Origin of the sequence: Pedobacter petrophilus (assembly GCF_009674725.1) — a bacterium.
In the GTDB taxonomy this organism is placed as follows: domain Bacteria; phylum Bacteroidota; class Bacteroidia; order Sphingobacteriales; family Sphingobacteriaceae; genus Pedobacter; species Pedobacter petrophilus.
The window spans coordinates 13,852-39,850 of the sequence record NZ_WKKH01000040.1 but is presented as its reverse complement, the minus strand read 5'-3'; the positions used below and the strand labels follow the sequence as shown (position 1 = coordinate 39,850).

22 protein-coding genes are annotated in these 25,999 nt (G+C 38.8%); 4 read left to right on the top strand and 18 right to left on the bottom strand.

The genetic code is table 11. From position 1 onward, the window contains the following. Positions 1-1,090: 1,090 nt before the first annotated feature. The 4 genes from GJU39_RS18785 to GJU39_RS18770 all read right to left on the bottom strand — a co-directional run bounded on the left by GJU39_RS18785 (position 1,091) and on the right by GJU39_RS18770 (position 8,505). Positions 1,091-3,592, bottom strand: a complete 2,502-nt coding sequence (locus GJU39_RS18785; RefSeq protein WP_154282540.1) for a phosphocholine-specific phospholipase C — start codon at positions 3,590-3,592, stop codon at positions 1,091-1,093. An 18-nt stretch (positions 3,593-3,610) separates the two neighbouring features. Continuing rightward, on the bottom strand, positions 3,611-6,745 hold the full coding sequence (locus GJU39_RS18780; RefSeq protein ID WP_245228016.1) for a TonB-dependent receptor: 3,135 nt from the start codon (positions 6,743-6,745) through the stop codon (positions 3,611-3,613). A gap of 190 nt (positions 6,746-6,935) precedes the next feature. Next, positions 6,936-7,883, bottom strand: a complete 948-nt coding sequence (locus tag GJU39_RS18775; RefSeq protein WP_167515720.1) for a FecR family protein — start codon at positions 7,881-7,883, stop codon at positions 6,936-6,938. 73 nt (positions 7,884-7,956) lie between these two features. Beyond that, the gene (locus GJU39_RS18770) at positions 7,957-8,505 is read right to left on the bottom strand and encodes an RNA polymerase sigma factor (RefSeq protein ID WP_154282537.1); all 549 of its coding nucleotides are present in this window, start codon (positions 8,503-8,505) and stop codon (positions 7,957-7,959) included. Between the two features lie 317 nt (positions 8,506-8,822). On the opposite strand from GJU39_RS18770, the gene GJU39_RS18765 reads away from it, so the two are divergent. Next, positions 8,823-9,146, top strand: coding sequence for an ArsR/SmtB family transcription factor (locus tag GJU39_RS18765; RefSeq protein WP_154282536.1), 324 nt, complete (start codon positions 8,823-8,825; stop codon positions 9,144-9,146). A 5-nt stretch (positions 9,147-9,151) separates the two neighbouring features. Next, positions 9,152-9,652 (top strand): SRPBCC family protein, encoded by a 501-nt coding sequence (locus tag GJU39_RS18760; RefSeq protein WP_154282535.1) that lies wholly within the window; start codon positions 9,152-9,154, stop codon positions 9,650-9,652. A gap of 160 nt (positions 9,653-9,812) precedes the next feature. Here the strand turns inward: GJU39_RS18760 and GJU39_RS18755 are convergent, their stop codons facing one another. The 13 genes from GJU39_RS18755 to GJU39_RS18695 form a co-directional block, all read right to left on the bottom strand. Next, a complete protein-coding gene (locus tag GJU39_RS18755; protein WP_154282534.1) occupies positions 9,813-10,064 on the bottom strand; it encodes a hypothetical protein in 252 nt (83 codons plus the stop codon). 12 nt (positions 10,065-10,076) lie between these two features. Further along, positions 10,077-10,526, bottom strand: a complete 450-nt coding sequence (locus GJU39_RS18750) for a protein-disulfide reductase DsbD domain-containing protein (protein WP_154282533.1) — start codon at positions 10,524-10,526, stop codon at positions 10,077-10,079. Further along, positions 10,526-11,602, bottom strand: coding sequence for an alpha/beta hydrolase family protein (locus tag GJU39_RS18745; protein WP_154282532.1), 1,077 nt, complete (start codon positions 11,600-11,602; stop codon positions 10,526-10,528). Before GJU39_RS18745 ends, GJU39_RS18750 begins: the two co-directional genes overlap by 1 nt. A gap of 2 nt (positions 11,603-11,604) precedes the next feature. Further along, positions 11,605-13,593, bottom strand: coding sequence for a TlpA family protein disulfide reductase (locus tag GJU39_RS18740; RefSeq protein WP_154282531.1), 1,989 nt, complete (start codon positions 13,591-13,593; stop codon positions 11,605-11,607). Positions 13,594-13,647: 54 nt separating this feature from the next. Further along, positions 13,648-15,045, bottom strand: coding sequence for a RagB/SusD family nutrient uptake outer membrane protein (locus GJU39_RS18735; protein WP_154282530.1), 1,398 nt, complete (start codon positions 15,043-15,045; stop codon positions 13,648-13,650). A gap of 12 nt (positions 15,046-15,057) precedes the next feature. Then, entirely contained in the window at positions 15,058-15,273 is a 216-nt protein-coding gene (locus GJU39_RS18730) for a hypothetical protein (RefSeq protein WP_154282529.1), read from the bottom strand. A gap of 36 nt (positions 15,274-15,309) precedes the next feature. Next, positions 15,310-18,606: a SusC/RagA family TonB-linked outer membrane protein gene (locus tag GJU39_RS18725; protein WP_167515719.1), complete on the bottom strand. Its 3,297-nt coding sequence runs from the start codon at positions 18,604-18,606 to the stop codon at positions 15,310-15,312. 82 nt (positions 18,607-18,688) lie between these two features. Then, entirely contained in the window at positions 18,689-19,711 is a 1,023-nt protein-coding gene (locus GJU39_RS18720; RefSeq protein WP_154282527.1) for a FecR family protein, read from the bottom strand. Positions 19,712-19,871: 160 nt separating this feature from the next. Then, positions 19,872-20,462, bottom strand: a complete 591-nt coding sequence (locus GJU39_RS18715) for an RNA polymerase sigma factor (protein ID WP_154282526.1) — start codon at positions 20,460-20,462, stop codon at positions 19,872-19,874. 762 nt (positions 20,463-21,224) lie between these two features. Continuing rightward, positions 21,225-21,533, bottom strand: a complete 309-nt coding sequence (locus tag GJU39_RS18710) for a GNAT family N-acetyltransferase (RefSeq protein ID WP_154282525.1) — start codon at positions 21,531-21,533, stop codon at positions 21,225-21,227. A 14-nt stretch (positions 21,534-21,547) separates the two neighbouring features. Next, the gene (locus GJU39_RS18705; RefSeq protein ID WP_154282524.1) at positions 21,548-21,820 is read right to left on the bottom strand and encodes a hypothetical protein; all 273 of its coding nucleotides are present in this window, start codon (positions 21,818-21,820) and stop codon (positions 21,548-21,550) included. 130 nt (positions 21,821-21,950) lie between these two features. Then, complete coding sequence (locus GJU39_RS18700; protein ID WP_154282523.1) at positions 21,951-22,205, bottom strand: hypothetical protein; 255 nt, start codon at positions 22,203-22,205, stop codon at positions 21,951-21,953. Between the two features lie 197 nt (positions 22,206-22,402). Then, the gene (locus GJU39_RS18695; RefSeq protein ID WP_154282522.1) at positions 22,403-22,996 is read right to left on the bottom strand and encodes a 2OG-Fe(II) oxygenase; all 594 of its coding nucleotides are present in this window, start codon (positions 22,994-22,996) and stop codon (positions 22,403-22,405) included. 59 nt (positions 22,997-23,055) lie between these two features. Between GJU39_RS18695 and GJU39_RS18690 the strand changes: the two genes are divergently transcribed. Both GJU39_RS18690 and GJU39_RS18685 read left to right on the top strand, forming a co-directional pair. Then, positions 23,056-24,111, top strand: a complete 1,056-nt coding sequence (locus GJU39_RS18690; RefSeq protein ID WP_154282521.1) for a phosphotransferase enzyme family protein — start codon at positions 23,056-23,058, stop codon at positions 24,109-24,111. A 61-nt stretch (positions 24,112-24,172) separates the two neighbouring features. Next, complete coding sequence (locus GJU39_RS18685; RefSeq protein ID WP_154282520.1) at positions 24,173-25,036, top strand: dienelactone hydrolase family protein; 864 nt, start codon at positions 24,173-24,175, stop codon at positions 25,034-25,036. Here the strand turns inward: GJU39_RS18685 and GJU39_RS18680 are convergent, their stop codons facing one another. Continuing rightward, positions 25,037-25,999: a hypothetical protein gene (locus GJU39_RS18680; protein ID WP_154282519.1), complete on the bottom strand. Its 963-nt coding sequence runs from the start codon at positions 25,997-25,999 to the stop codon at positions 25,037-25,039. It lies immediately after the preceding gene.

Below are 25,999 nucleotides of genomic sequence, written 5' to 3'. Positions count from 1 at the left end.
ATATAAGAAAATAAACCCATAAAAACAAGTCAAATAGTTGGTAATCAGATATTTAAACACTTAACTTAATGACATTGGACGCAGGCCTCCCTGGTGGTGTTTCAAAATCAGTTCTGAGGAGTCGCCCTGCTAAACTTGATTCAGCATCTATTTGTAAATAGGCCCTGAACTAAATTCAGGGTGACGAGGCGGTTATGTATTCTTCGAAAACGATTCTTCCTTCACCTCGTCGTCCTTGCGAGGAGGCTTTTTCAGCCGACGAAGCAATCTTACAACAATGGTCATAAAATCTCTATTCACGCTATCTAAGCGCTACATCCAAGCAGCCAAAACGTACTATTTTAATACCTTCGAACTAGTTCTTTCTACTTTTAAGATGCATTTTTGTACCCTAGAGCTACCTTTTTCTACCTCAGGGCTTCGTCTTAATACTTCGGAGCGACATCTTTCTACTCTTAAGGCACCTTTTTGTACCCTAAAACTACATTTTCTTGCTCAGGGCTTCGTCTTAGTACCTCTGAGTGACATCTTTCAACTCCAGAGCTACCTTCTTGTACCTCAAAGCACTGTCTTATTACCTCTGAGCGACATCTTTCTACCCCAGGGCTACCTTCTTGTACCTCAAAGCTCTGTCTTATTACCTCTGAGCGACATCTTTCTACCTCAGAGCTACCTTCTTGTACCTCGGAGCACCAATTTAGGGCTCCGAGGTACTTTTAAATGTCAGTGGAGGGCATTTATAACTCAGATCAGGATTGTGGAAGTTCATCAGTTCGTTTTCCACGACCGGGAAAAAGTTGTTTCAGGTCGTCGTACATGGAGCTTAACTGCTGAAAAATAGCATCAATATCTGTCGCCAGCTTGTTATCTTTTTGGCTTCACTTAAATCGATGTAATTCTGTACCAGCGATGGGTTCTGTGCAGCTTACGAGAGCGTTTTATTGATGAATTATTTATCAATAGCTAAAAAATTAGCCAGTCAAAGTTTTGTTTGACTGGCTATAATATGAAATCGCTTTAGTTAAAGGAACCAAGCTTACGTGTGATGTGCTTTATATTACGTGGTAGCGTTATTAAAAAAATTATAACACTAGATCATTCCACCCATCAACGGGTCAGTTTTAGTTTCATTACCAGTTTCAACCCTCCCGGCAAAGCGCTCAATAAACTGCTCATGTCCTTTTACTGTTAAACGGAAATCGTACCAGTTGTGACTTTTACTAAGATCCGCAATAGCTGAGACAGTTCCTTTTGCCTTTATCTTCAGAAGCCGGTCAGGCGCCTTGTAAGCGACATCACTCATAATTACTTCCAGGGATTCTGAACCAGAATTTTCAAGTTCAACAATTAAATTACCAGATGGCTTACCAGAATTATTCAGCTCATATTTGCATCTTACGGACAGGCTGGAAAATGCCTTATTACCTGCGAATTCCCTGAAGAATCCATTTGGACCGTAGGCACGAAGGTGGTACGCTCCATTTTCAAAACCGGTAATCTTCCAGTTATCCTCAAGGGTATCTCCTGCGCAAACCGTATAGTCCCTAACGTGTAGCAATTCTCCCAGATAAGGATTGATTGCATAAACAATATAAGGAACTCCTGAAGACTGCTTTCCAAAAATGTCGTTTCCTGCGGCAAAACTGATGCTAAACTGATCTTCGGAGGCTTTTCCATTAAGATATAATTCATAAGGCAGCGCACAGGCAGATCGAATGCCCTTTTCCTGTTGAGGAAAATACGTTGATCCACTATGCTTCTGGTTTATGGTTTTGATTTCCGCAGCATCAAGCGCTTTATAATTATCTGGAAGATCTTTAAATTTTGCAGAATAGATCTTTTCCATAAAAAGCTTCTTCTCCAAAGGTTCGGGATAAGAAATCTTTTCACCGTTGAATGGCCTGAAAACGGAGGTGAGGTCACCACAGACTGTACGTCTCCAGGCCGTGATATTTTCTTCAACTACTTTTTTACCAAACTTCTTACTGATGAAATTCTCCAGAAACTGAAGCGAGGAAGTATGGTCAAATACCTCAGAGTTAACATAACCTCCCCGGCTCCATGGCGATACAATTACCATAGGCACCCGGTAGCCTAAACCGATCTGGCTTTCCCTGATACTGCTTTCCTTCATTGATGGATTGGTCTGCTGGTCTTTCGCCGCATAATCCATTTTGGTATCCAGTCCCTTCGATACCTTACCCGCATTTTCCTTAAAAGGATGTGGTGGCACAAACGGCGGCACATGGTCAAAATAACCGTCATTTTCGTCATAAGTCATGATGAAAATGGTCTTTTTCCATTGTTCAGGATTTTTAGTTAAAATATCCATTACCTCACTTACGTACCATGATCCAAACCAGGGCACTCCCGGATGGTCGGAAAAATTGGCTGGTGTTGCTAACCAGGAAACCGTTGGCAGTGTCCCCAGGTCTACATCTTTTCTAAACTGATGCAGGACATCCCCCTTTGGAACATTTAGTTCTCTTTCTATCCCTTTATTATCATATTTCATAGCCGTAAGTTCATGAAAATCAGAATCTCCCGTATTTACGCTGAAAGCCTTTTTATTTAGGTTTTTTGCATTCTGGGATAGCTGATCATAACTGGCTGTGTTATAATTCTGCTGATCAGCTTCGGTTTTCAACAGCAGTTTTTTTAATGCAGCCAGCTTGATTTCCTTCTCTTTTGAAAGCGATTCTTTCGATGCATCTTCAATCTGCTTTAATAGCATTTCCTTTTTCTCCTGAAGGTTCGCAATAGCCGTTGGCGTCAACCTTACGTTATAGGCCTCAAAGTATTCCATTACATTTGTACCAAAATTACTCAACCAGGCGCTTGATTCCCCGTTGAGTCCGTACCCCATGGTCAGCTCATTCTGATAGATCTTCCACGATACGCCATTTTCCTCCAGCCGCTCAGGGTATGTCTTCCAGTTCAGTGTTGGCTTATCATAATTATTGATGTTCCATAGGTGTGCAATACCTTCAGGCTTGTTGCTTTCCCTCACGGTACTGGTCATCCAGTAATACCGGTTCGGATGGGTACCGGCAATAACCGAACAAAAGTTCTGGTCACAAACGGTAAATGCATCTGCAAGTGAATAATAAAACGGAAAATCTTCTCTTTTGCAATAGCCCATGGTTAGCGGCATGTGTGCATAGGTAGCTTTATATGGTTTTTTATTGTCCAGCCATTGATTGTATTTCCCACCATTTCTCGCATCTGTCTGATCCGTCCAGTTATGTGGCGTAGAGCCCATCCAGGCAATCTTAGTATTTTTGATATCCAGGTGCCATGGCGCAAAGGTCTCCCCTTCTTTATTAGATTGAAGCCAGACTTTGTTTTGGTTTGGCAGGTTGATGGCACGGGGATCATTAAATCCCCTCACGCCCTGCATCATACCAAAAGCATGATCAAAAGACCTGTTTTCCTGCATTAGGAAAACGATATGTTCTGCATCGTAAAACGTACTCCCTTTAGCCGGGTCAATAGCAAGCGCCCGCTGAATGGCAGGAGGCAATACGCTTGCCAGGGCAGCACTCCCTGATAGCAGGGCTGCCTTTTTTATAAAATCTCTACGTGAATCCATCTATAATAGTCAAAATATTTAAAAAGAGTAACGGGCCCCTATCTGAAGTTGATACGGCGTTCCGGCGGCCTGGGTAACCCCAACATTTTCGTTTACCCGGTATTCATACTGTTTAGTTGCCTGATTGAACCGGTTAACGGTAAGCAATGTCTGATCGCCGAGATTATAGTTTACTCCCCACTTTTTATTAAGCAGGTTAGCAAAGTTAAACGCATCAAAACTCAGCGTCAGCTTCTGGTTCTTATAGGTTTTGAAGTCTTTTTGAACACGGAGATCAAAGGTTCCTGAAAATGGATTAATTCCTTCATTTCTGTTCGCAATCTTGCCCAGGCTTTTTAAGATATATTCTTTAGCCCGGTTGTCTGGGTTAGCCAATACTTTTTCCATGGAAGCCTTGTTCGCTGCGCTGATTGTTGGACTATTCGGATCGAAAACAAAAGCCAGATCATTATCATTACCCGGCCCCCCTACAAAATCACCGTTAATATCAGCGTCAACCGTCATCGAATAGCGTGTTCCTCCGATTCCCCTGAAAGTTGCAGCCATTGAAAACCCTTTCCAGCTTGGGGTGCTGCCATAAACCACTAATTTATTTCTGAATTGATTATCTGAATATACCACCTGGGAAAGGTCACGCGGATCAGATTTTACCGGCCGGAAAGTTGAAGTATTGGCAACATTACCATTATAAGATGAATTGTCTTTGGCGTCATTCAGTGTGTAACTTACATTAATGTAGCCATCTTTCAGGTAGCGGTAGCTTGCATCCAGAATCATGGCCTTCTGACTAAGGGTAGCGCCATTGGTGAGCATTAATACCCTTCCCACTTCATTTGTCTTTCGACCTAAAACACTATTGGTAATCCCTGAAGAGGTGATTGATTCCGCGGGAACATACACTCCCCTGTTTTCTTCACCTGCCAGGGTGAAATATGGATTATCAACCATATTTTTATCCAGGTATACATAATTATTTGTGGTGTATGAATAAAGTAGGTTTAATCCAAGTCTTAACCTGTCGCCAATAATTTTGTTATAACTTAAGTTGGCTTTAAAAGTAGAAGGCATCTTTAAGTTAGGATCATTAAGATTGATCGTAGAAACATAGGGTACACCAGCAATAATACCGGGTGATGAGGTAGGATCCTGGCGGTATCTGGGGAAGTTCGGAACAGGAACAAGGCTTGTGCCTGTAGCGGGCCTGGATACATCGATCGAAGCGACTTTCGTTCCGCTATTCTGGATGTTATTAACCTGTGCATAGTTTACCGGATAAGATGAAAATAAACCACCGCCCAAACGGATGATATCTTTCTTTTCATTATTGATGTCCCAGGTTAGCTGGAACCGTGGCTGGATTTTGCCGGCATCCGTGATCTTGCTATCGGTACGCAGGCCAAGCGTACGTTCTACTACCGGATTGTAATCCGCATGGGTAAGAAAGCTGGTAACATCATAACGCACACCAAACATGGCATTTATATCTTTTGCCAAATCAAATTCCACCTGACCGAACAATGATAGATTCAATAAATATTGCTGTACTGTCGGTATTCCATCAATGGGCGCTTCTCTTGCATACCTGGAAGCATTGAGGTTATCAAATTCTGTGAGGCTGTTAAATATAAAACGTCCGTTCTGCTCACTTGACAGATAGGTATCCATATAAGTTAAAGTATTATCAGTACCGAACGTAAATTTGTATTTACCTACATTATAATAGGAGGTATTGATCAGTTGAAACTGATTTTCCAGGTTGTTTTCCGGAAAATAACGCTGTCCTCCCAGCTGAACCGTCCTATTGCCCAATGTGCCATTTGGAAGGGTGGATCGTACAGTTACAATCGCTCTTGGAATGTTTGCCGCCGGAAGTTCGCTATTGGGCAGGTAATCACGTTTTGCAGTCTGGTACTGAACCTTAAATTCATTTAAAAATGATGGGCTAAACTGAGACCGCAATGATACCAGTGTACTGTTCTCCCTTGATTTAAAATCGCCCCAAACTTCAAAAAGATTAATGTTGGAGTTATCGCTGTTACTGACCGGATTTACCCAGTCAGAATAATTATTGCGGATGGTCAACCTGTGTTTATCATTAATCTGCCAGTCTATCCTTGCAAAAAATGTGTTGGCAAGGGTTTTTCTTTCAAACTCTCCAACCTGTGGTCCGGAGCCTAATCCATATTTAGCACGACCGATATTAACTACACTATCCAATGCACCCTTGCTTATACCCAGGCTGATTTGGTCTGCATCATTCCGGATATCGGCAATGAAAAATGGCATGGTTTCATCCTGACGATCAAGCGCTGTGAAAAAATGAAGCTTATCTTTGATGATCGGCCCTCCAAGGCTAAATCCGTATTGATTGGTGGTAAATTTCTGCTCCCGTTTATTTCCCCTGATGTCATATGGACTGGCCAAAAAATCTGAGCGGTAATAATCAAAAACTGATCCGGTAAAGGTATTTGTTCCTGATTTGGTAACCGCCGAAACCGTACCCCCACCTTCTCTTCCCCGGCTTACATCGTACACATTTGCAGCAACCTCAAATTCCCTGATCGCTTCTAGTGATAGCGAATAAGGGCCACTCCCAATTGCGCCCGAAGTAAGGTTGTTCCTGGCACTGGCACCATCGATCAGATAGTTGGTTGAAGAAGCACGCTGACCGGAAATATTTGTACCATTTGTTGTTGGGGCAAGTGCCGAAAGGTTATTAAAATTCCTGTTCTGGGTGGGTAACTGTTGAATATTCTGTGCAGTAATCGCCGTACTGGAGCCAAGCCTGTCGATACGCTTGCTTAAAGTATTCGCACTTACATTCACTTCATTAAGTTGGGTATTGGATTCACTCATACGGAAATCCGCTACGATATTGTCGCCCTGATTTAAAGACAGGTCGCCTTTAACCTGCTTGGGGTACCCAATGTAGCTTACTGTTATACTGTAAGGCTTTCCAAGGGGTAATTGTATGAGCGAATACCCACCCTCTTTATTGGTGGCGGTAACTGTACGGAAACCGGTGGATTCATTCTTCACGATGATGGATGCACCGGGAACAGGCATACCTTTCTCATCGGTTACATGGCCCCTGATGGAAGCATCGGTAGACTGGCCATTGGCCACATTATTAAAAAGGAATACTAATAACATTATTGGCAACTGGGCCAAAAACAAAATTTTTCTTATAGGAATGCTTACAAAACGGTAATAATATTGCATATTTATTTGCTTAAATGATTTTTCGGGATTAATTGAGCTTGGATTGTGCTGCTACAGCGCAAGTCCGTCAACCGGGTTTCTATTGCAGTAGAAATCCGGCTTTTATATTTTTTAGTCTATGTCATTTTCCAGGAATAATAAGCAGTGAATGACCATTTAATTCATATCGTATCCCCGTCTGCATGGCCAGTTTATTCAGGGTATGTTCCAGATTATAATAATCTAGTTCTAATGTATATTTTACAGGGACAGCCTGCTCCCGTACATCAACCTTTACACCAAATGCTTTTGAAATAAGCGCTCCAATTTGTATAAGTGTTTTTTGCTCTATACTGGTAGTCAAATAATTTTCCTTGCCTGTCTGGCGCACCTTCTCCCCACCTGTAATGAGCGTTTTCCGGGTCAACTCATCATAGTGTAACACCTGATTTTTAATTAGCCCCGCACTTAAAATGCGGAAAGTGTGCCCAACCTGGTGCTCTACCCTAACTTTACCGGTTTTAACAGATACGGTATAGGTTTTCTTTAAAGAATTCGTATTGATAATAAAGGAAGTACCAAGAACGGTGGTCTTATAATTTCCGCTGGATATAATAAATGGATGCGCAGGATCTCTCTTGACTTTAAAAAATGCTTCTCCACGATCTAAAAATACACGGCGCCTGGAAGATTTGTTCAAGCCAGCCATGACGCGAAAAAGCGAGCCGGGCTTTAGGTCAACAGATGTTCCATCTTCCAAGATTAAATGACGTGGCCTGGATTTTGTGAGATAGGTAGTATAGGCCGCAGGTCTTAGTGGATCCCGTGACCTGGATACCTTACCTAAAAACAGTAGAGTTGCCGCGAAAAAAATCAGAAGAGATGCGGCAACAGACCAAGCCCAAAACAAACTCGTTCTTTTCGGCTTATTAACAGGAATCTTTTTGTTAATGACATCAAAAATTTCATCACCTAAATTATCTGACAAAATATCTGGGGAAACCCTGTTCTGTTTTCCAAACCATTTATCAACTATCTCACGGCGCCCACTGTTCATCGTACCAGACTGATAATCTGACAATTGATCCATTAAAAACTTTTTATTGTTTGGCTTCATTCACATACAAAGCGTTCAAATCACAAAAAAGTACTTTAAGCGAATGTTAACTTTCGATTAACTTTATATGATGACGAAGGCGTTTCAAAGCTTCAGAAATATTGTTCTTAACGGTTTGTTCTGAAAGCCGTAGTTCTGCTGCAATCTCTTTGATCGATTTATCGTGGTGTCTGCTCAACTGATAACAATGTTTCATATTTACAGGCATGCTTACTATTGCAGCATCAATCTCCGTTCCTAGCTCCTTTGCTATATACTCCGCATCTGCTGCATAAGAAGTATGCAATTCCGCTGTAAGTTCATCTGCCCATGCCAGCCTTACTTTATTTTTCCTGAAGAGATCTATTACATCATTTTTGGCAATCTTAACCAAAATAGGGAATAGCGATTGTTCCACAACGAAACTGCACCTTCTTTCCCAAAAAGCAATGAATGTATTTTGCAGGATATCTTTTGTAGTTTCCTCATCCCTGATAATGGATTGTATAATGGAATAAAGCTTCTTCCAGTAAATGTCGAAAACCTGCCTGAAAGCTTGCTGATTCCCTTTCTGGATTGCTGATAGAAGCTGCTTGTCGTTTGGAATGTGCATCATTATTACAATCCAAAACTAGCTTCCCCATATTAAGCGATTGTTAAATCAGTCTTAACAACGTACTTGTTACGGTTATTGCTATATGCAACGTATTTAGGATTAGCCAAAGGAAAAGAATGTGGAGCAGCTTTAAATGCAAACGGGTTAATGCCCTGCAAGCGACATTAATATCTATCTAACCAGACCATGCAAAGCCGTTTGCGAATTTCAGTTGAGGTATTGCACAATTATATATAAACAAAAGGAAAATAAATTTGCGAAACCGAATAGTTGCGCATATATTTGCAACCGAATAGTTTCACATAAAGCATTTATTAATGAGAAGAGACATTTTTCAGGCAATAGCCGATCCTACAAGAAGAGCCATCATTGCTTTAATTGCGCTACAGGCAATGACGCCTAATGCTATTGCCGACAATTTTAATACGACACGACAGGCTATTTCAAAGCACCTGCGAATACTTACAGAATGCGAACTGATCAAACAGGAACATCAAGGTAGAGAAATCTATTATTCACTTGAAGTGGATAAAATGAAAGAGATAGACAAATGGCTGGAGCAGTTTAGGGCAATCTGGGAAACCAGGTTCAATCAGCTGGATGAATTATTATTAAACATGAAAACCCAATCTAAAAAATAAACCTTATGGAAACTAACCTATTATTCGAATCTACCGTTAATAAACCTGAAAAAACGGTATACATTACCAGAGAATTTGATGCCGAACTGCCATTGGTATGGGATGCTTTTACAAAAGCAGAACTCCTGGATCAATGGGTAGCGCCCAAACCATGGTCGTCCAAAACGAAATATTTGAACTTCGAAGTTGGCGGAAGAAGATTTTATGCGACGGTAAGTCCGGAAGGATTGGAGCGCTGGTCAATTCAGGAATATACTTCCATTACTCCAAAAACTAATTTTAAGATGTATAATTCTTTTGCAGATGCAGATGAAAATCCGGAATTGCCAGGTTCTTCCTGGGATTATAATTTCAGTGAGCAAAATGGCATCACCAAAGTAAATATCACCATCGTAAATGAATCACTTGCCCGTTTAGAAAAAATGATTGAAATGGGCTTTGAACCAGGCTTTAAAATGAGCATCGATAACCTGGATAAATTATTGGCATCATTATCGCAAAAATGATCTTCATTTTCAGTTGCCGCAAAAAGCAAAATTAATTTTGATCCCGATGATTGCGACAAGATTTTACGGATTGATAGGGAAGAAAATATAGTTTTGAAATAATCAATTACTAATTCTTCACAGGTTCCACTGTGAAGAATTAGAATGAGAAATAAATAACCTAATAGAATATAACGTTCAGTATATTGTGGATATACCATTGCATCTTCACCACTTCAAAATTACCTCCGGGTACTGCTGCAACAGTTTTGGCATCTTCTTTTTGGGCTGGTTTCACTGTTGAATCGACCACATCTGACTGGATTTCTGTAAATACCAAATCATCAGTCGATGTACTGTCCTGTGCGTAGCCTTTACAAATCATTGCACTGATAAAAAAGCTAATAATTAAAAGTCTTTTTAAAAAAACCATTCTTAATCAGTTTTATTTAACAACAACACTAAACTCAATCTCTTCCGGAGGCAAACATTGCTTGTCGTTACAAGTCATAAACTCAACCGTTCCTTTTACAGTGACGTTATTGTCCGTTAATTTTATCTTTTGTTGAAAAATTGCCGAATGCTCAAAAAAACTCACATCCATTTTAAACACTGGCTCATTCTTAGTAATTGCTTTTGGTTCTATTGTTTTACCCACAAGCGTGTATCCTTTTCCAGCCGGAAAAGTAAAAGTTGTTTTTACAGGCCCGCCTTCTTTAATCGTTTGCGAGTAAAGATGCCAACCCTGATCTATAGTTGCCTTAATATAGATTGTAGCGGTTGTAGCACTGGTTTTTTTAGCCGCGTATGACCATTTAACCGGTTTAAGTATTTGACTTTTTGCACCAAGGCTTATTATTGCTAAAAAGCAAATTAGAATAGCTATCTTTTTCATTATTTAATTGTTTTGTTAAGCCAGGTAATTATAATTTTTAAAACTTCCGGAGATACTGAATTCTTTGATGTCTGCGTTTCTGCCTGCGTGCATTTTTCGCAAGGCATTAAAAGGTGATTTACATTCTTTAATAAATGCGTTTCAACATTTTTATTTCCACCCGCAGCGATGTAATTTTTCCAGTTCTGCAGGTTGGGTTCGCCGATTACATAATTGTCTTTATCGCCGTTAATGGCCAAAACGGGCACTTTAATTTTCGACATTGTTTTTTGAGCATCGTATTTAATAAAATACCTGTACCAGGGACCAATAGCATAGTTTACGAAACTGTAAACGGGAAACCTGAAGTGATCAAACTGCACATTAAGTGTTTTAAAATAAATATCATCTTTGGCTTTCCAGGCTTTGTAAGTTTCGTTCAACTTCTCCTCCATATTGGTAGAATCAGCGTATTTTAAGGCAACATTAAACATCAATGTATTAATATCGTTTGAACGTGCCTTATCATAATCCGGCAACTGAGATTCGGCTACTATTTTTTGATTTTGTGACATCAACGCGTCGTAACCATTCATTGCCAAACCAGAAAGACTGATTAAATAGCGTACATCTTTACTTTGTGGTGCTGCAATAGACATTATAGCACCACCTTCACTATGGCCAATAAAGCCGATTTTTTTTGTATTGACTTGTTTATTGGTTTTTAAATATTGAACAGCCAATAATGCATCATTAGCAAAATCTGCTGTAGTTGCTGCTTCATAAGTACCTGAAGTTTTCCCTACTCCCCTATCATCTAACCTTAAAACTGCATATCCATTTTTAGCCAGTTCAGTAGCAATTTCTAAAAAAACTTTGTGGCCTGCCATTAAGCCGTCTCTATCTTGTTTACCAGTTCCTGAAATAAAAATCAAAGCCGGATATTTTTTATTACCAGTTGGCACTGATAATGTTCCTCCATAGGTAATTTTATTATCCGGAGACTTAAAGCTTACTTCCGTATTAGAAAAACTTTGGGCCATTGCCAGTTTAACAAAGCTGGTGATGCAAGCAAATAATAATGTAATCTTCTTCATAATTAATCAGCAGTTTTAGTTAATTCAATTAAATTCGACATCTCATCAGCCAAACTTGTAGCACTTCCATTAAAACCGATGGAAATGAACCTCAAAAAACCATTTTTATCAATAATCAATTTTTGTGGAATACCAGAAATGGTAAATGCTTTGCAGATTTTATTAAAAACTTCAGAATTTGTTTTTTCACCTGCAACCTTATTATCAAAAAGCACATTAAACGGATAGTTGTTATCTTTAATATACTTCGCATTTTCTGCTTTATAAGTTTCGCCACGCTCTTCTGTATCAACGAAATAGAACACTACATTTGGATCGTTCCTGTATTTCTCAACAGCTAGCTTCATTCCCGGAAAAGATGCTTTACAAGGCACGCACCAGGTAGCCCAGAAATCCAGAATGACGGTTTTACCCTTTAAATCGGCAGAATTAACGGTTTTTCCGTTTAAATCTTTCATACTCCACGCTGGCATTTCCTTTTTAATCATACTCGCTTTTACTTCTTCCGCATTATGCTTCTGGTTTGCCGGGTTTTTTAATGATTCGAAATAAGCATCGTAACCTTTTTCTGATTTATGTTTTTTCACATAAATATCTTTCAGCATTGCAATCATTTCTGTAGAACTCTGATTATTGAACATACTTTTTACCAGTACCTGTTCCAGCTCTTCTGATTTATTGAGTTTTTTTAAGGCAATTGCATATTCATTATTAATTTCAGCATTGCTATACTTTAATTCACGTTCAGCCTCTTCTGCATATTTTAAAGCCGTTTGATAATTTCCTTTATGGTTTAAGAGCCCAATATGTACAGCAGAAACATTGGATACAAAAACCCGCCTGTATTCTTTAGCCCATTCCATTGGCGATAAATAGCTCATACTTTCCGGACGGTTCTGCTTAAAATATTCGAACCTTTTTACTAACAGATCTGAGTAAGCTGCCAGTTTATTCAGATCGCCTTCTTTTCTATGATAGGCGATTCCAATTAACTTATAATAGATTGTGGGAAGAAAATTGTAAGATATAGAATCGGTGTATTGAGCAACATAGTCTGTTTTGCTATTTTTCATTGCGCCATATACCATCAGATTTTGGTAAACTACACCGTAAATAATGCGATTAGCGGCATCAAACTGAACATTTGTTTTATATTCAGGAAAATCCTGTAAAAATTTTGCATATACGATGATAACAGAATCGAGATCTCTATAGGTAGATATTTTACGATATGCGGCCAGGCGAGCTAAACTTCCGTTAGGAAATCTTTTCTTCAATACATCGTTTAAAGAATCAGTTAATTCTTTTTCGCCAGTGAGGTGTTGATAAATGTACCTTGCATTTAGTAAATCATTTTCAGACGCATCAGGGCGGCTTAAATATTTACCTGCTAAATCTAATTTAGGCTTTGCACTTTCCCCCATGTAAGCCTTTAGTGCCTTTGCATAATCTAAAGCCAGTAAAGATTTAGATTTTTGATTGAAGGATATTTCCTGGTTTAACCAATGATAGGTTGCAGTATCACTTATCCCTTTAAAATTGATATAGCCCGGAATATCTTTTCCATATTGCGGAGAACGTGCATATCCCCAACCAATATAAGCTCCGGGAGCCATTACACTTTCGCGGTCTTTATCATTCATGAGGATAAAATATCCCAGGTTTTTATTGTTATCAACGGAGTCTCCGGCGATAAACTTAAAACCCAGCAAACCACAGTCAGCCGGGATGTTGAAATCGGCTTTCCATTGTTTATTTTCTGCTTTAAACTTCAAGTCAACTGCATTCCATTTATAATTGATATACTGATAAACAACAGCCCTTACATCTTTCTTACCAGATAATGAAGTTCCGGCTGGATTGTAATAAATGGTTAAGGGTTTACCGTTATAAGCTTTTTCTGGTGTAAACTTAAAATTGTCGTTAGACTGTGCGAAAAGGCCGATGGAGAGCGGGGTTAAGAGTAAGAGTAAAGCAATTTTCTTTAACATGGTTTCGTAAATAAAGGCACAACAGTAAAGGTTGTGCCTGGTTAATTGTGTGTATTATGGATTTTGTTCTAATTCTGGATTTAAATTGCGAAGGTATTCTGCAATTGGAAAGGTATACCTATTGCTGTTAGGTGCTAACGTGTAAGTTGTGCCATTAAATATTCTGGTATAAGTTTTTTGAAAAAGCACTTCGTCTTTAAGTCTTCTCATATCCCACCAGCGTATAGCGGTACCAAAAAACTCTTTTCTGCGTTCATCAATTACTTTTGTGAGTGCGTCATTTACACTCGTGGCTACTAATGGCACATAATCAATGGTCTTAAATCTTTTTATTCTCAGGGCATTAAGGGCATTCATAGCACTTGAGAGATCACCGGCCCTCGCGTAAACTTCTGCACGGATTAACATCATTTCCGGCACAGATACACCTTGGTTTCTGGTTTCTCCAATTGCACCTTCTTTGTAAAAGAAACGGCCTGTATAAGTGGTGGAGATATTTGCTGCAGGAACAGTAAACAAGGTGTAGCGCTGATCTTTTGTACCTAACAAGGTTAAATATTCTTCACTTAATTTCAAGGCAGCTGGCGAAAATATTAACGATCCACCTAAAGATACTTTTGAAAGTAAAATCTCCGGATCATTAATCCGCCTCGGATAGTTTGAACTTGTAACGCTTGTAAGCGTAGATAAATCATTAACTGTGCTTCTCAGTTTTAATGCCTCATCTGCATATTTTCCTGCATTAGCATAATCTTTCATTAACAGATAACATCTGGCTAATTCGCCATATGCTGATGCTTTTGATGGCAACGTATTATATGCCTGAGTAACTGGCAAAGCCGGAATAGCCGCAATTAAATCATTAACAACCTGGGTATAAACAGTTTGAATGGTAGCTCTGTTTAAAGACTGACTGATGGTTTGCACAAGGAGTAACGGAACGCCAGAATCGGTAGATGCAGTAGCCGGATTATATGGTTTTGCATAAGTGTTAATCAAATTCAAATAGGCATCTGCTCTATGCACCAAAGCCTCTGCTGTTAAAGCATCTTTCTCTGCCTGACTACCATCACTTGCCGGGAGTTCGTTAATGATGGTGTTACTGCTTAAAACCGTTGCATAAAGCGCGTTCCAACCAGGATCTTGCTCATAAGCTGTACCAAACGGAAAAATAACAGGCTGCCAATTATAACTATTGCTAAAATAGCCGTTGGATTGAGAACCTGATAATGAACCTTGTTGTGTGGCATCATTTATATTGATATCTGATGATGCAAAATCTGATAAATTAGCAACACTTTCAAAAGCGCTTGTGCTGTTTAAAAGGTAACGGTAATTGATGGTTTGATTCGGCACTAAATTACCCTGGGTTTTAATATCTACAAATTTTTTACAGCCCGATAATGCGGCCGCCGCAAATAGAAAACCAAATATTTTATATCTTAAATTCATACCCGTTGAGGATTAAAAGTTAACATTAAGTGAAAAATTATAAGAAATTGCTGGCGGCAAACTTAAAGAAGTTGCACTTAGACCGGCCACAAAATCAGGATCAATTCCCTCTTTGTTGGCTGTCCACAATAAGCCAAGGTTTCTTACTGCAAAAGCAAAGTTAGCTGCCTTTACAAATTTGGTTACCCGTTCAACTGGCAACTGATAACTTAAGGAAAGTTCTCGCAAACGGATATAATCGCCTTTTAAAACATTTATATCAGATTACTGATAGCGTAATAAACTCTGCGCTGCAAAAATGCCTGCCGCACCTGGTACATTTGTAAAGGCCTCATCCCCTGCTTTAATCCAGCGTTTGGCCACATCTTCGTGTAAATCATATTTCACACCTAATCTTGCCGTTGGATATGAGGTAATGGTTGGTCTTAAGAAAATGCTTCCGAACTGATAGGAAGCCATAGCAAATAAGGTTAGTTTTTTATACCTGAAGGAAGTATTGAGATTGCCAAAGTAAGGAGCGGCCCGTCTACCTGCATAACTTAATGCATCAACAGCGCTAATGTTTTGACTGGCAGCAACTTTAGCGCCTTTCTCATTAAAAACCTGTGTTAGGCCTGTTGCATCTAAACCAGCATTTTTATAAACAAATAATTTATCTATTGGATATCCGGATAAATTTGGTCCGTAAGCCGGATTAGAATAAAATGAAGAAGTAACTGCAAATCTGGTATCTGTTACGGTATTGTTGTTGTAAGCAAAGTTAAACCCACTGTTCCACTCCATGTCAGTTTGGCGAATGATTGTACCTCTTAAATTCAAATCAACACCATTTCCAGATAAGTTGGTTGAGTTTCTGGTTAAGGTTGTTACACCGTAAGTTCCGTTGACAGGAAATTCATAAAATAAATCTTTCCCTCGCTTGCTGTAAATATCTGCAGTACCGGTAATTCTGTTATTTAAGAAACCAAAATCTACCCCTAAATTGGCTATATAAGTTTTTTCCCATCTTAATTCTGGATTGGCAGGAGAAATAATGGAAGCATAAGGTAAACCGGTAGTTAAATCTGTATTGGCTAAAGCAATATAAGTAAATGGAAAAAGTTGTGTGGAAATATTTCCATTTACACCATAAGTAGCCCGGATGCTTAAGTTGCTAATCCACTTCTGCTTATTAAGAAATGATTCTTTAGACACATCCCATTTAACTCCGCCAGACCATAATGGGGTTGCCCTGAACTTACGGTCCACTCCAAAGTTATTATAATCATCATAACGGATACTTCCTGAAAGGGTATATTTCCCTTTAAATGTATAGGCTGTATTGCTGTAATAAGACAGGTATCTTCTTGTTTTATCTTCCTGGGTTGAGCTGCCAGCAAGGTTGCCATTAAAAAAAAGGATAGTTGGATAAGGCGTAGAAAAATCTACCGGTCTTGAAAACCCTGTACCAGTATTATATCCATACATGGTGTTAAAACCCTGACCGATTTTTGTTTGACGGATTTCTGAACCTGCAATTAAGGTTAACTGATGAACCCCATTAAAAATATTATCATAGTTCAGCTGGCCTCTTAGCGTAAAGTTATTATTGGTAGTATTGATGTTTTTTAAAATACCTGAGCCAGGAGATAAGCCAATAGAATTAACAGCATTCCCTGATGTTGGGATAGGTGTATATGAATTTACTAAATTTCTGTATTCGTAGGTTTGCTCATTAAAATAATTCCTGGAAGTGCTGAAGCTTCTTTCATTACCATAAAATGCATTTGCAGAAAGGCCTTTAAAAATGGGAACATTTAAATTCAGATTGATAATATAATTATTGTCGTTCTGTGTGTTATCTGCATTATCAAGCTCATTAAGCGCATTATATTTCCAGTTTAAATAACCTTGATTTTGCAATTGATTTACCCAGCCAGAGTAATATTTCCTGGAATAACTAACGCGGTTTCCATTATCATCAACCAATTGGTTGTAAGGCATAAAGGTAGTTGCAGAAGGATTGAATAAGGTATTCAGGTTTTGTCCGTTATTCTTAAAGTTAAAAAACGAACCCTTAACGTTTGTTGATAATGTTGCTACCTTGAATATTTTAAAATTATTATTCATTGTTACTGTAAAACGTTGGCCACTAACCCCCACGGTATAAGGATTTTCCTTACTGTATGATGCAGAATAAAAGTAATCGCTGCTTTTACCACCGCCGCTTACCGATAAATCATATTGTTGATTATTGGATGGTTTTAACAAGTATTGGGAAATTTGGTCTCGACTATCAATAGCACTGAACCTGCCTATGGCTGCATCATAAGCTTCCTGTGTAATGGTCCCGGCTCTACGCCTGAAAGTTAAATCGGTGACATCAGAAACTGGCTGACCAAAAAAGTTATTTGCATTTGGCACCGTTATTAAATTCTTCGCTATTAGATCTTGTTCATAAGAAATCGCTTGTGCGGCATTCATTACTTTTAAATAATCCAGATTAGGTTTATTTGAAACCGTTGCTGATGCCGAAAAAGAAACTTTAGGCGCCTGGTTTGGGCTTCCCACTTTTGTAGTGATAACAATAACTCCGTTTGCTGCGCGTGTTCCCCATATTGATGCGGCGGCGGCATCTTTCAAAATAGTAATAGAGGCAATATCATTAGGATTAATTGTTGATAAATCCAATTCAGAAATAGCACCATCAACCACAACTAAAGGAAAAGATTCGCCTCTGATAGTACTTGTACCTCTGATAGCTATGTTATAATCCGTTCTTCCAACTGTACGGGTGCCTGAACTTATACCTACCTGGGTATTTCCGTAAGTAAACATATTATCACTAAGTACATCAACTTTTAAACCTGCAGCCAGATTCTCCAAACGCTGAACAAGGTTTGGAGATTTAATTTTCGCGATATCGGAAGCTTTAATTTCTACTGCAGCACCTGTAGAGCGCTCCTTTGGCAATACTTGGTAACCGTTTGAAATGATATTAACCTGCTCCAGTTGCATCGCTGTAGAAGGCTTTAAGGAAACCACAATGTGCTTTGTCCGCTGCGTTATTGTTTGGCTATAGCTCTGATATCCCAGGTATGAGAAGGAAACATCTGTTGTAGTTTTCGGCACAAAGAGGGCAAACTTGCCATCCCTATCTGTGATTGAAGCCCTGTTAGATCCGTTAGATTTGATGGTTACCCCAGGCAAGCCATCTCCGGTTTCATCAGAGATTTTTCCTGTTAAATAAATTTCTTCGCTATCGGCAATCGGACCATTTGTGGCCGATGGTTCGCTCCGTTGCTGAAACAATTTTTCATCTCTGCTTACAATTGTATAATTGCCCTCACTTACATATAAAAACAGCAGATTGTTATTATAAAGCACACGTTTTAAGGTTTCATATAAAGAATTTGCCTTCAAATAACCGCTTTCTGTAAATTTACCCTGAATGATGTTGTGCTCGTAGGCGAATTTAGTTTTGTACTTTTTCGAAATCGCGTTTAAAGCTTCTTCTACTGTAACTCGTTTTTCTTGAGCGGTAACCCGAAAACTCAGAGATAAAGAAAGTACTACTATCATGAGATAGTAGTGTGGTTTGATAAAATTTCTGATCATTGTTGGTTGGTTGTTTGGTTGGTTGGTTGTTTGATTGTGTTTTCAATCACGGCCTGGTTTGAAGCCTGATGACTTTGCCCTCTCTTTTAATATCTACATTGAGAATGCTGCTTAGGGTGAACAATAAATTTTGCTCACTTTTTATGGAAATACTTCCGTCGATTTTTTTGTTGCCCAAAGCCGGATTATCCAGGATAATCTTATAGCCGTATAAATCTTCGAAAGCGGTAATAATCTCTTTCACACTGGTTTGATTAATGACCAGCTTACCATCTACCCAGGCAGATTGTGTGGATGAGCCTTGTGGATTAACGATTATTTTACCATCTGCACTGTTTACCTTGATTACGTTTCCAGGTTGCATGACGTATTTTTTACCGGTTTTAATCGATTTAACCAGTACTCTACCATTGATCAGGCCAACGAGTGCAATACCATGTCGTTGTTTCAGGTTAAATTCGGTTCCAAGAACACTTACCTCTACGCTTCCGGTTACGGCTTCGAAAGCCTCACCACGCTTAATGTTATGGGTATCCTGGTTTAGGTGATTAACTTTAAAATAAGCTTCGCCTTCCAGCGACATGGAGCGGATCTTTTTCCAGGCATATGCCCGGGGATAAGAAAGTGTTGAGTTTGCATTTAAAATAACTTCAGTTCCATCTGTGAGTTTAAGGTTCTTCGTTTGTCCATAATCTGTATGAACAACTATGTTTCCTGTAAAATACCATACCGAAAAGATCCCCGCTATAATTGATGCAGCAATTGATGAAGACCATAAAAGATAGGTGGTAGATTTTCTTCGTTTGTTTTCTATAGTATCAATTGATTTATTGATATCAATCCAAAGCGCTGCCTGAAAGCCATGAGGAACAGGAATTTCCTGATGCGAAAAAATCATGAGCAGCTGGGCATAAGCTTCGTTATAGGCATCGATATTACCTGGTTTCCCCGAAATCCAGAGTTCCCAGAACGAAACGTCCGCTTCAGCACGGGATTTTACATACCTAATAAAGTTGTTATCCTGTAAAAAATCCTCAATGCTGTAAAACTGATATAATTCTTTGTTCATTTGGCTACCTTTTATAAGCTAATCATTACAAAGACAGTAAAAACGAAAAAATTACCCCATGAAATTCAGTTTATTTTCAAAAAAACAAAAAATTAATTAAAAAAGTATGCGATTATACTGAGAAAGGCAGGTAACTATATCAGATTAACAGAAATTACCCCTAGTTTTTGAGAGACAAAAGCATAGCCAATACCAGCGCCTTATCAACTCCCATAATCAAACGAAGAGACTCTAATGCCCTTGCACTAAGTTTATAGGTCCCCTTGATGGTCATATCCATTACCCCGGCAATTTCAGAATAGTCCATTTCTTCAAAATATCTGAGGTAAATGATTTCTTTTTGCCTGGCAGTAAGTTTGTTCATTGCAACGGATAGCTTAACTGCTTTTTCGTTATGCTCTTCTTTTTTAATAAGTTCAGACTCAACGGTAAACTTAAGATCAAAATGATCTTCTCCGTTCAGCTGCACAGATTCATGTTTTTTTTCTGATAAACGAAAATTGTTTATGCCATTGCGTAGTGAAGAGATCAGGTAATTCCGAAGATTGTTAATATCCGGTAGTTTATTTCTTTTTACCCATAGGTTAACGAACAAATCCTGCATACAATCATGAACGGCATCTTCATCCTGTAACATCCGCATGCCGTATTGGAAAAGAGAGTTGAAATATCTGGTATAGATTGAATCCAGGGCAGCTTTATTCCCGCCCCTCAGGGAATTCAATAATTCCAGATCATCAATACTTACCAAAACAATTTTAATTTAGAATTCAAATAACTTAAAAAAAACACACATATTCTCATAATGAGGATTATTTTTAAAGTTAACTGAATTTCCATGTCGGCAGCGGCCTTTCCAGTTCCGGGAAAGTATTTTAAAAACATCTCCCTTATAGTGAGATTGAGTGCTTTTCAAAATACCAAAAGTTGCTTTTTCTTTGATATCACACCTTCATCTCGCGCCCTAAAACCGGCAATCTGGCTTTTATAATCCCCAGGCTATTTTTGAGCGTTTCAGGCTATTTACCCTGATATGATTATTGAACTTTATGCAATAGATAATTTAATCACAATGGGATTTATAATGCTTAACTGTTTCAGCAAAGTATATTATGATCAGGCTAGCCTTTTTATTAACATGCCGGAAAGGCATGCGTAATCAGCAATTTGTTAATTACCGCCGGGATGTATCTGCTTCGGTTCTGCTTTCTATTTCGGAAACCAGAGATAATAAAACATAAGAATCGGAAGATTTTAGAAAACCCGGAAGCCAATTTCTATAGCGTTAATACAAGAGATGCTGTTGATTAACTGCATAACTGGGTACAGGAAAAAATTAAGGGATATTTTTTCCTTCAGATTTAAATTTTTAGGTAGGTTACTATAATTTGAAAAATCCGTATCCACTGGAAACCTCAACGGGCAGATTAAAAAGCCCACTTCAATAAATAACATAAAACCCTATTAATCAACGCGATAATATAACTAAGTTTTAAACCATAGGCTGAGGAGCCTAAAACGTTGGCTTAACCTCCTGATTCCAGATATCTTCATATTCATCGGGATGCCGTTTAAATTGCAAGGCTACATAGCTGCACAATGGAATCACTTTCAGCTGATTGGATCTGGCATAATCAGCCATGGCATCAAGTAGTTTTTTCGCATAACCTTTACCCGCCTGCTCATCATCTACTTCCGTATGATAAACTTTGAGATTATCGCCAATGGTCTCCACGATCATTTCTCCAATTTTTTTATCCTGATCGAACAAATTAAATGCATCAGGCGCTGCCCCGTCATTTTGAAATTTAACCTCTGCCATAATGCTTTTATAAATTATTCTTTGTCTGTATCGGTATTTGTTTCGCCTTCTTCGTAACGGTTTTCTCCGTCCTCATCTTCATGCACAATTAAAGAATTTGGTGTAGCGGCAGCAGGATTACTTCCCGTTCCGGTGGTTACGGGTGTACTTAATAAATCGTTATCGGTAGCTAAATCTTCAGTCGGTTCTGTTTCAGCATTACCCAATGCCTGCTGACTTAACTGCTCCTGGTCTTTTCTTTCGTTTACATCCTCCAGCGGAGATGAATTTGAATCTTGATTGCTCATATATTTTCTTTTGATTATAGGAACAACAACGTGCAAATGTGAAAGTTTCGATAAATGGTAAATGAAAAACAACTAAGGCTTAAAGCAAAAAAGCAGTATCGATGGCTGATACTGCTTTTTCTAAAGATTATTAGCTGTAAATAATCTGGTAGTTTACGTTTACCCTTTTAGGATAGTTGCTTTCTTTTTCATTTAAGGATACAAAGGCTGCGTTATTGTGAACCTTTGCTTTTAACGCGTGTTCGTAATGAAATTGAATTGTTTTTTCGTAATCTCTGTCGGTGTGCCTGGTTGTTTCTGCTAACAGATTCCGATCATTCAGATCTTCAGGCAATAAAGTGATGTCGCAATTTCCATCACTTATTTCTTTTACTAGATACTTCATCTTTTGTTTAAATGTTGGTTTCCGCTTTCTAAACTATCATCCGCGAAAGCACCAAAAGTATGTTAAGTCGGCGGGTTGCGTGTAATCTCAAAGTTAATTTTCAATTATTTATCCAATGGTCAAATTCAGCCTTCAGCAGAATATTCAGCATAAATGAATTGGCTTTATTTGGAAAGGTTGCCTCCGAAATCCGAATGCTAATCAATTTTCAGCCATCCGGTAATGCTCAGCCGCTGTTTGCTGGTTACCAATACCTCATGGGCCAGGTCTGAACTCTTGAAGAAAACGCTCTTCCCGTTATCTGGTGAAATGTTTTGGGTATGCGCCAGGTGGTAAATGCACAACTCTCCCCCATCGCCAAAAGCCCAGCCAATGTTCAAATACATAATCATAGAATACTGCCTACTTCCGTTATTTTTAAACTGATCAATATGTTTTTTATAGAAGGTACCCGGATCGTAAAGTGTGTAATGAAATTCATAACCCGTAATTCCCGTATAGCAGGTCTGATTTAGATAAAGCACAAACTTGTCCATCAGATCAAAAAAGTCATTCTCATACTGGTTCTCGTGAGTTCGGTCCAGCCAGTATATTACATCGCTTCTGACTAATTTATCCTGGCTCGCCACTATTGCATTACCTATGCCAGCACTTTTAAGTTGTTGGTTTGCAAATAATGTCTTAAGATTTTCCGTTAAATGTGCGGCCAGCGGAGCGCTCAAAAAATTTTCTGCAATGCCAACCTTATCCCTGATGTAACTATCAATAAGGCAATCAAATATTTCTTCCAACGGATAAGAACTAAATCAAAAAGCAGCATGCCTTAAGGCTGATAAGGTAGTCTTAATTAATGGCTATATTTTTTAAAACATTAACTTTAGCTCAAACTCCAGATCTGATGAAATTAGATATCTTCCCTGCCCAATACTCTACCTTATCTTCCACGGCACTTCAAACCTATATCATCAAAGCCTATGGGCTACCTGTTGACACCACCTGCAGGTTACTCATCAAAAATGTAAGTGATACTTATCTTTTGGAAAACCGCAAAAACAGGTTTATCTTTAAGATTTATCGTGATTCGCACCGGAAGCTGGAAGAAATTAAGGCTGAAGTGGAATTATTAAATGCGCTGAAGGCGGCAGGCAATCCGGTTTCTTACCCGGTTAAAGATTTGAACAGCCAGCAAATTCAACAGTTTAATGCCGTTGAAGGTACCAGGAACGGCGTATTATTTACTTTTGCTGAAGGGAAAGTTATGCTTGATCTTAATGAAAAGCAGCTGGTTACATTAGGCAAAGCCACTGCTAAACTCCATCAAACTACCTCGGCAATCAAACTGAATCATCCAAGACCTGCTTTTGATTTTCAAACCACCTTGTTTGATCCGCTGGAGACACTGGAACCCCATCTTAAAGAAATGCCGGAGGAACTGAATTACCTTAAGGAGATCTCAGACCGGCTTGTTAAGAAGTTCGCGTCTTTTGATACGCGTTTATTTTCTATGGGTTATTGTCATTATGATTTGTTTCCGAAAAACTTCCATTTCGATGAAACAGGGAATATTACTTTCTTCGATTTTGACTTTGCCGGTTATGGTTACCTGATTAATGATTTGATGTCTTTTTTAAATCACTATTTCTTTCATCAGTTGAATAACGCAATCACAAAAGAGCAGGCAGCGATCGATTTCGATATATTTTTAAATGCCTATCAACAAGTTAGAAAATTAACTACAGACGAAATTGAAGCCATTCCCTATCTCGGCATCTGCTTTCACATCTTTTTCCTGAAGTTTTTCTATGATAATTTTGACGACTGGTCAAACCCGTTCCTTACGCCAAAGTATACCAAACATAGAATAGATTTAATTCGCAAATGGGAATTGATGTATTGTAACTTTTAGCTCACCCAAAGGAAAATGCCTGCAGCATGTATATCTTGTAACTAACCAAAAAATAATTCAGATGGATCAGAAAATTATTACCCTTTACGATGAGTACACCCACAGTCAGCTAAACAGGAAAGATTTTATGAAGAAACTGGCTTTGCTTGCTGGTGGAACAGCCATGGCCATGACCATTTTACCTTTACTCGAAAACAATTACGCCGCTGCTGCATCTTTTACCAGCGATGAAATTCTAATAGAAAACATTACCTATGCAGGCGTGGACGGCGAGATGAAAGCAGTGCTGGCGAAGCCGAAAACTGATAAAAAGTTCGGCTGTGTATTGGTGATTCATGAAAACAGGGGCTTAAACCCACATATTATTGAGGTAACCAAAAGAGTTGCCGCAGAAGGTTTCATTGCGTTAGGTGTAGATGCCCTTTCGCCACTGGGTGGTACGCCGGCCGATGAAGACAAAGGCCGTGAACTGATTGGCAAATTAGATCCTGAAAAAAACCTTCAAAATTACCTGAAAGGACTTGAATATCTCCGCAACAGGAAAGATACGAACGGAAAAGTGGCTTGTATGGGTTTCTGCTGGGGCGGTGGCATGGCGAATAAACTTGCGGTTAATGATCCTAAATTACAGGCAGCCGTAGCTTATTATGGCGCACAAGCCAATCCTGCTGATGTACCCAAAATTAAGGCGAGCCTGATGTTGCATTATGGCGGTCTTGATGAGCGCATTAACGCTGGCATCCCCGCTTATGAGCAAGCATTGAAGGAAAACAATAAGGATTATAAAATCTACATCTACGATGGCGTAAATCATGCCTTTAACAACAATACCTCGCCAACCCGGTATAATGAAGTTGCCGCTAAGCTGGCCTGGAGCCGCACAATGGAGTTATTTAAAAATAAACTGGCTACGTTGAGTCGCTAGTTAAAACAATTCCGTTTTAAGCATGGCCTTTAAAATGTTCGATTGAACATCGAAATTATTAAGGTGATTTAAGAAATTAATATCCGAAATTTTAATGTAGCTATCTTCCAGTAACGCAACAATTTCTGCGGGGATAGCTACTTTAAGCATAGCTGCATTACTCTTGAGTTTATCATTTTTATACTCCAGCTCTTGCACAATCCGTTCTTTTTCTGATAAATTATTTTCCTTTTCTACGCCATTGAGCATGGCTAAATCGCAGAACAGGAATAAATTTCTACTTGGGAAAAACAGAAAATGCCTGTCAATATCTAAAAACTGATATACTTCGATAACCAGCTCCCCGGCCTTTAATCCAAATGCGAACTGCGTACGAAATTCATATTTGCATAGCAGCCCCATCAACTTACGTTCTATAATTGCATTAACATTGGTATATACCTGCTTCGTGCTAAAATCAATCAGCTTGGAAAGTTGATCGGTATTGAGGTCGAAATAGAAATCGTTGGCGTATCTGGAACTGAAAACACTGATATTTTTGGAAAAAGGGAAATCATTGCTGAGATCTGATAAAACGGCAAATAACCTTCTTAAAGACTGATTAACCTTTAGCGATTGCTTTTGCTTATCCAAACCAAATTGCTGCTGATTAATTACAGAGCCAGAAATTTTATTGATTAATTCTTCGTTTAAATCAATTTCATCATAAATCAGGCTGACATTTTTCTCGTTGCTTTTTTTAATTTTTCGCAGCAACGCAATTACACTTTCTGTAAACTGCACATGAAAAAGATCAAGCTTATCGATCTCCAGTTCTTCATTATTGGCAAATAACTGATGAATCACCTGGCTCCTTAAAAATATTTTATAGATAATCTCATCATCAAAAAACACCGAAAGCAACTGTAAACGGCTGATTTCGGTGCCTGATTTTTTTAAAATATTTAAACGGTAATCATCCAT

Excerpts from the sequence above, each read along its gene's own strand:
- GJU39_RS18785 (WP_154282540.1), bottom strand. The coding sequence starts at position 3,592 with ATGGATTCACGTAGAGATTTTATAAAAAAGGCAGCCCTGCTATCAGGG.
- GJU39_RS18780 (WP_245228016.1), bottom strand. The coding sequence starts at position 6,745 with ATGTTATTAGTATTCCTTTTTAATAATGTGGCCAATGGCCAGTCTACC.
- GJU39_RS18775 (WP_167515720.1), bottom strand. The coding sequence starts at position 7,883 with ATGGATCAATTGTCAGATTATCAGTCTGGTACGATGAACAGTGGGCGC.
- GJU39_RS18770 (WP_154282537.1), bottom strand. The coding sequence starts at position 8,505 with ATGATGCACATTCCAAACGACAAGCAGCTTCTATCAGCAATCCAGAAA.
- GJU39_RS18765 (WP_154282536.1), top strand. The coding sequence starts at position 8,823 with ATGAGAAGAGACATTTTTCAGGCAATAGCCGATCCTACAAGAAGAGCC.
- GJU39_RS18760 (WP_154282535.1), top strand. The coding sequence starts at position 9,152 with ATGGAAACTAACCTATTATTCGAATCTACCGTTAATAAACCTGAAAAA.
- GJU39_RS18755 (WP_154282534.1), bottom strand. The coding sequence starts at position 10,064 with ATGGTTTTTTTAAAAAGACTTTTAATTATTAGCTTTTTTATCAGTGCA.
- GJU39_RS18750 (WP_154282533.1), bottom strand. The coding sequence starts at position 10,526 with ATGAAAAAGATAGCTATTCTAATTTGCTTTTTAGCAATAATAAGCCTT.
- GJU39_RS18745 (WP_154282532.1), bottom strand. The coding sequence starts at position 11,602 with ATGAAGAAGATTACATTATTATTTGCTTGCATCACCAGCTTTGTTAAA.
- GJU39_RS18740 (WP_154282531.1), bottom strand. The coding sequence starts at position 13,593 with ATGTTAAAGAAAATTGCTTTACTCTTACTCTTAACCCCGCTCTCCATC.
- GJU39_RS18735 (WP_154282530.1), bottom strand. The coding sequence starts at position 15,045 with ATGAATTTAAGATATAAAATATTTGGTTTTCTATTTGCGGCGGCCGCA.
- GJU39_RS18725 (WP_167515719.1), bottom strand. The coding sequence starts at position 18,606 with ATGATAGTAGTACTTTCTTTATCTCTGAGTTTTCGGGTTACCGCTCAA.
- GJU39_RS18720 (WP_154282527.1), bottom strand. The coding sequence starts at position 19,711 with ATGAACAAAGAATTATATCAGTTTTACAGCATTGAGGATTTTTTACAG.
- GJU39_RS18710 (WP_154282525.1), bottom strand. The coding sequence starts at position 21,533 with ATGGCAGAGGTTAAATTTCAAAATGACGGGGCAGCGCCTGATGCATTT.
- GJU39_RS18705 (WP_154282524.1), bottom strand. The coding sequence starts at position 21,820 with ATGAGCAATCAAGATTCAAATTCATCTCCGCTGGAGGATGTAAACGAA.
- GJU39_RS18700 (WP_154282523.1), bottom strand. The coding sequence starts at position 22,205 with ATGAAGTATCTAGTAAAAGAAATAAGTGATGGAAATTGCGACATCACT.
- GJU39_RS18690 (WP_154282521.1), top strand. The coding sequence starts at position 23,056 with ATGGCTATATTTTTTAAAACATTAACTTTAGCTCAAACTCCAGATCTG.
- GJU39_RS18685 (WP_154282520.1), top strand. The coding sequence starts at position 24,173 with ATGGATCAGAAAATTATTACCCTTTACGATGAGTACACCCACAGTCAG.
- GJU39_RS18680 (WP_154282519.1), bottom strand. The coding sequence starts at position 25,999 with ATGGATGATTACCGTTTAAATATTTTAAAAAAATCAGGCACCGAAATC.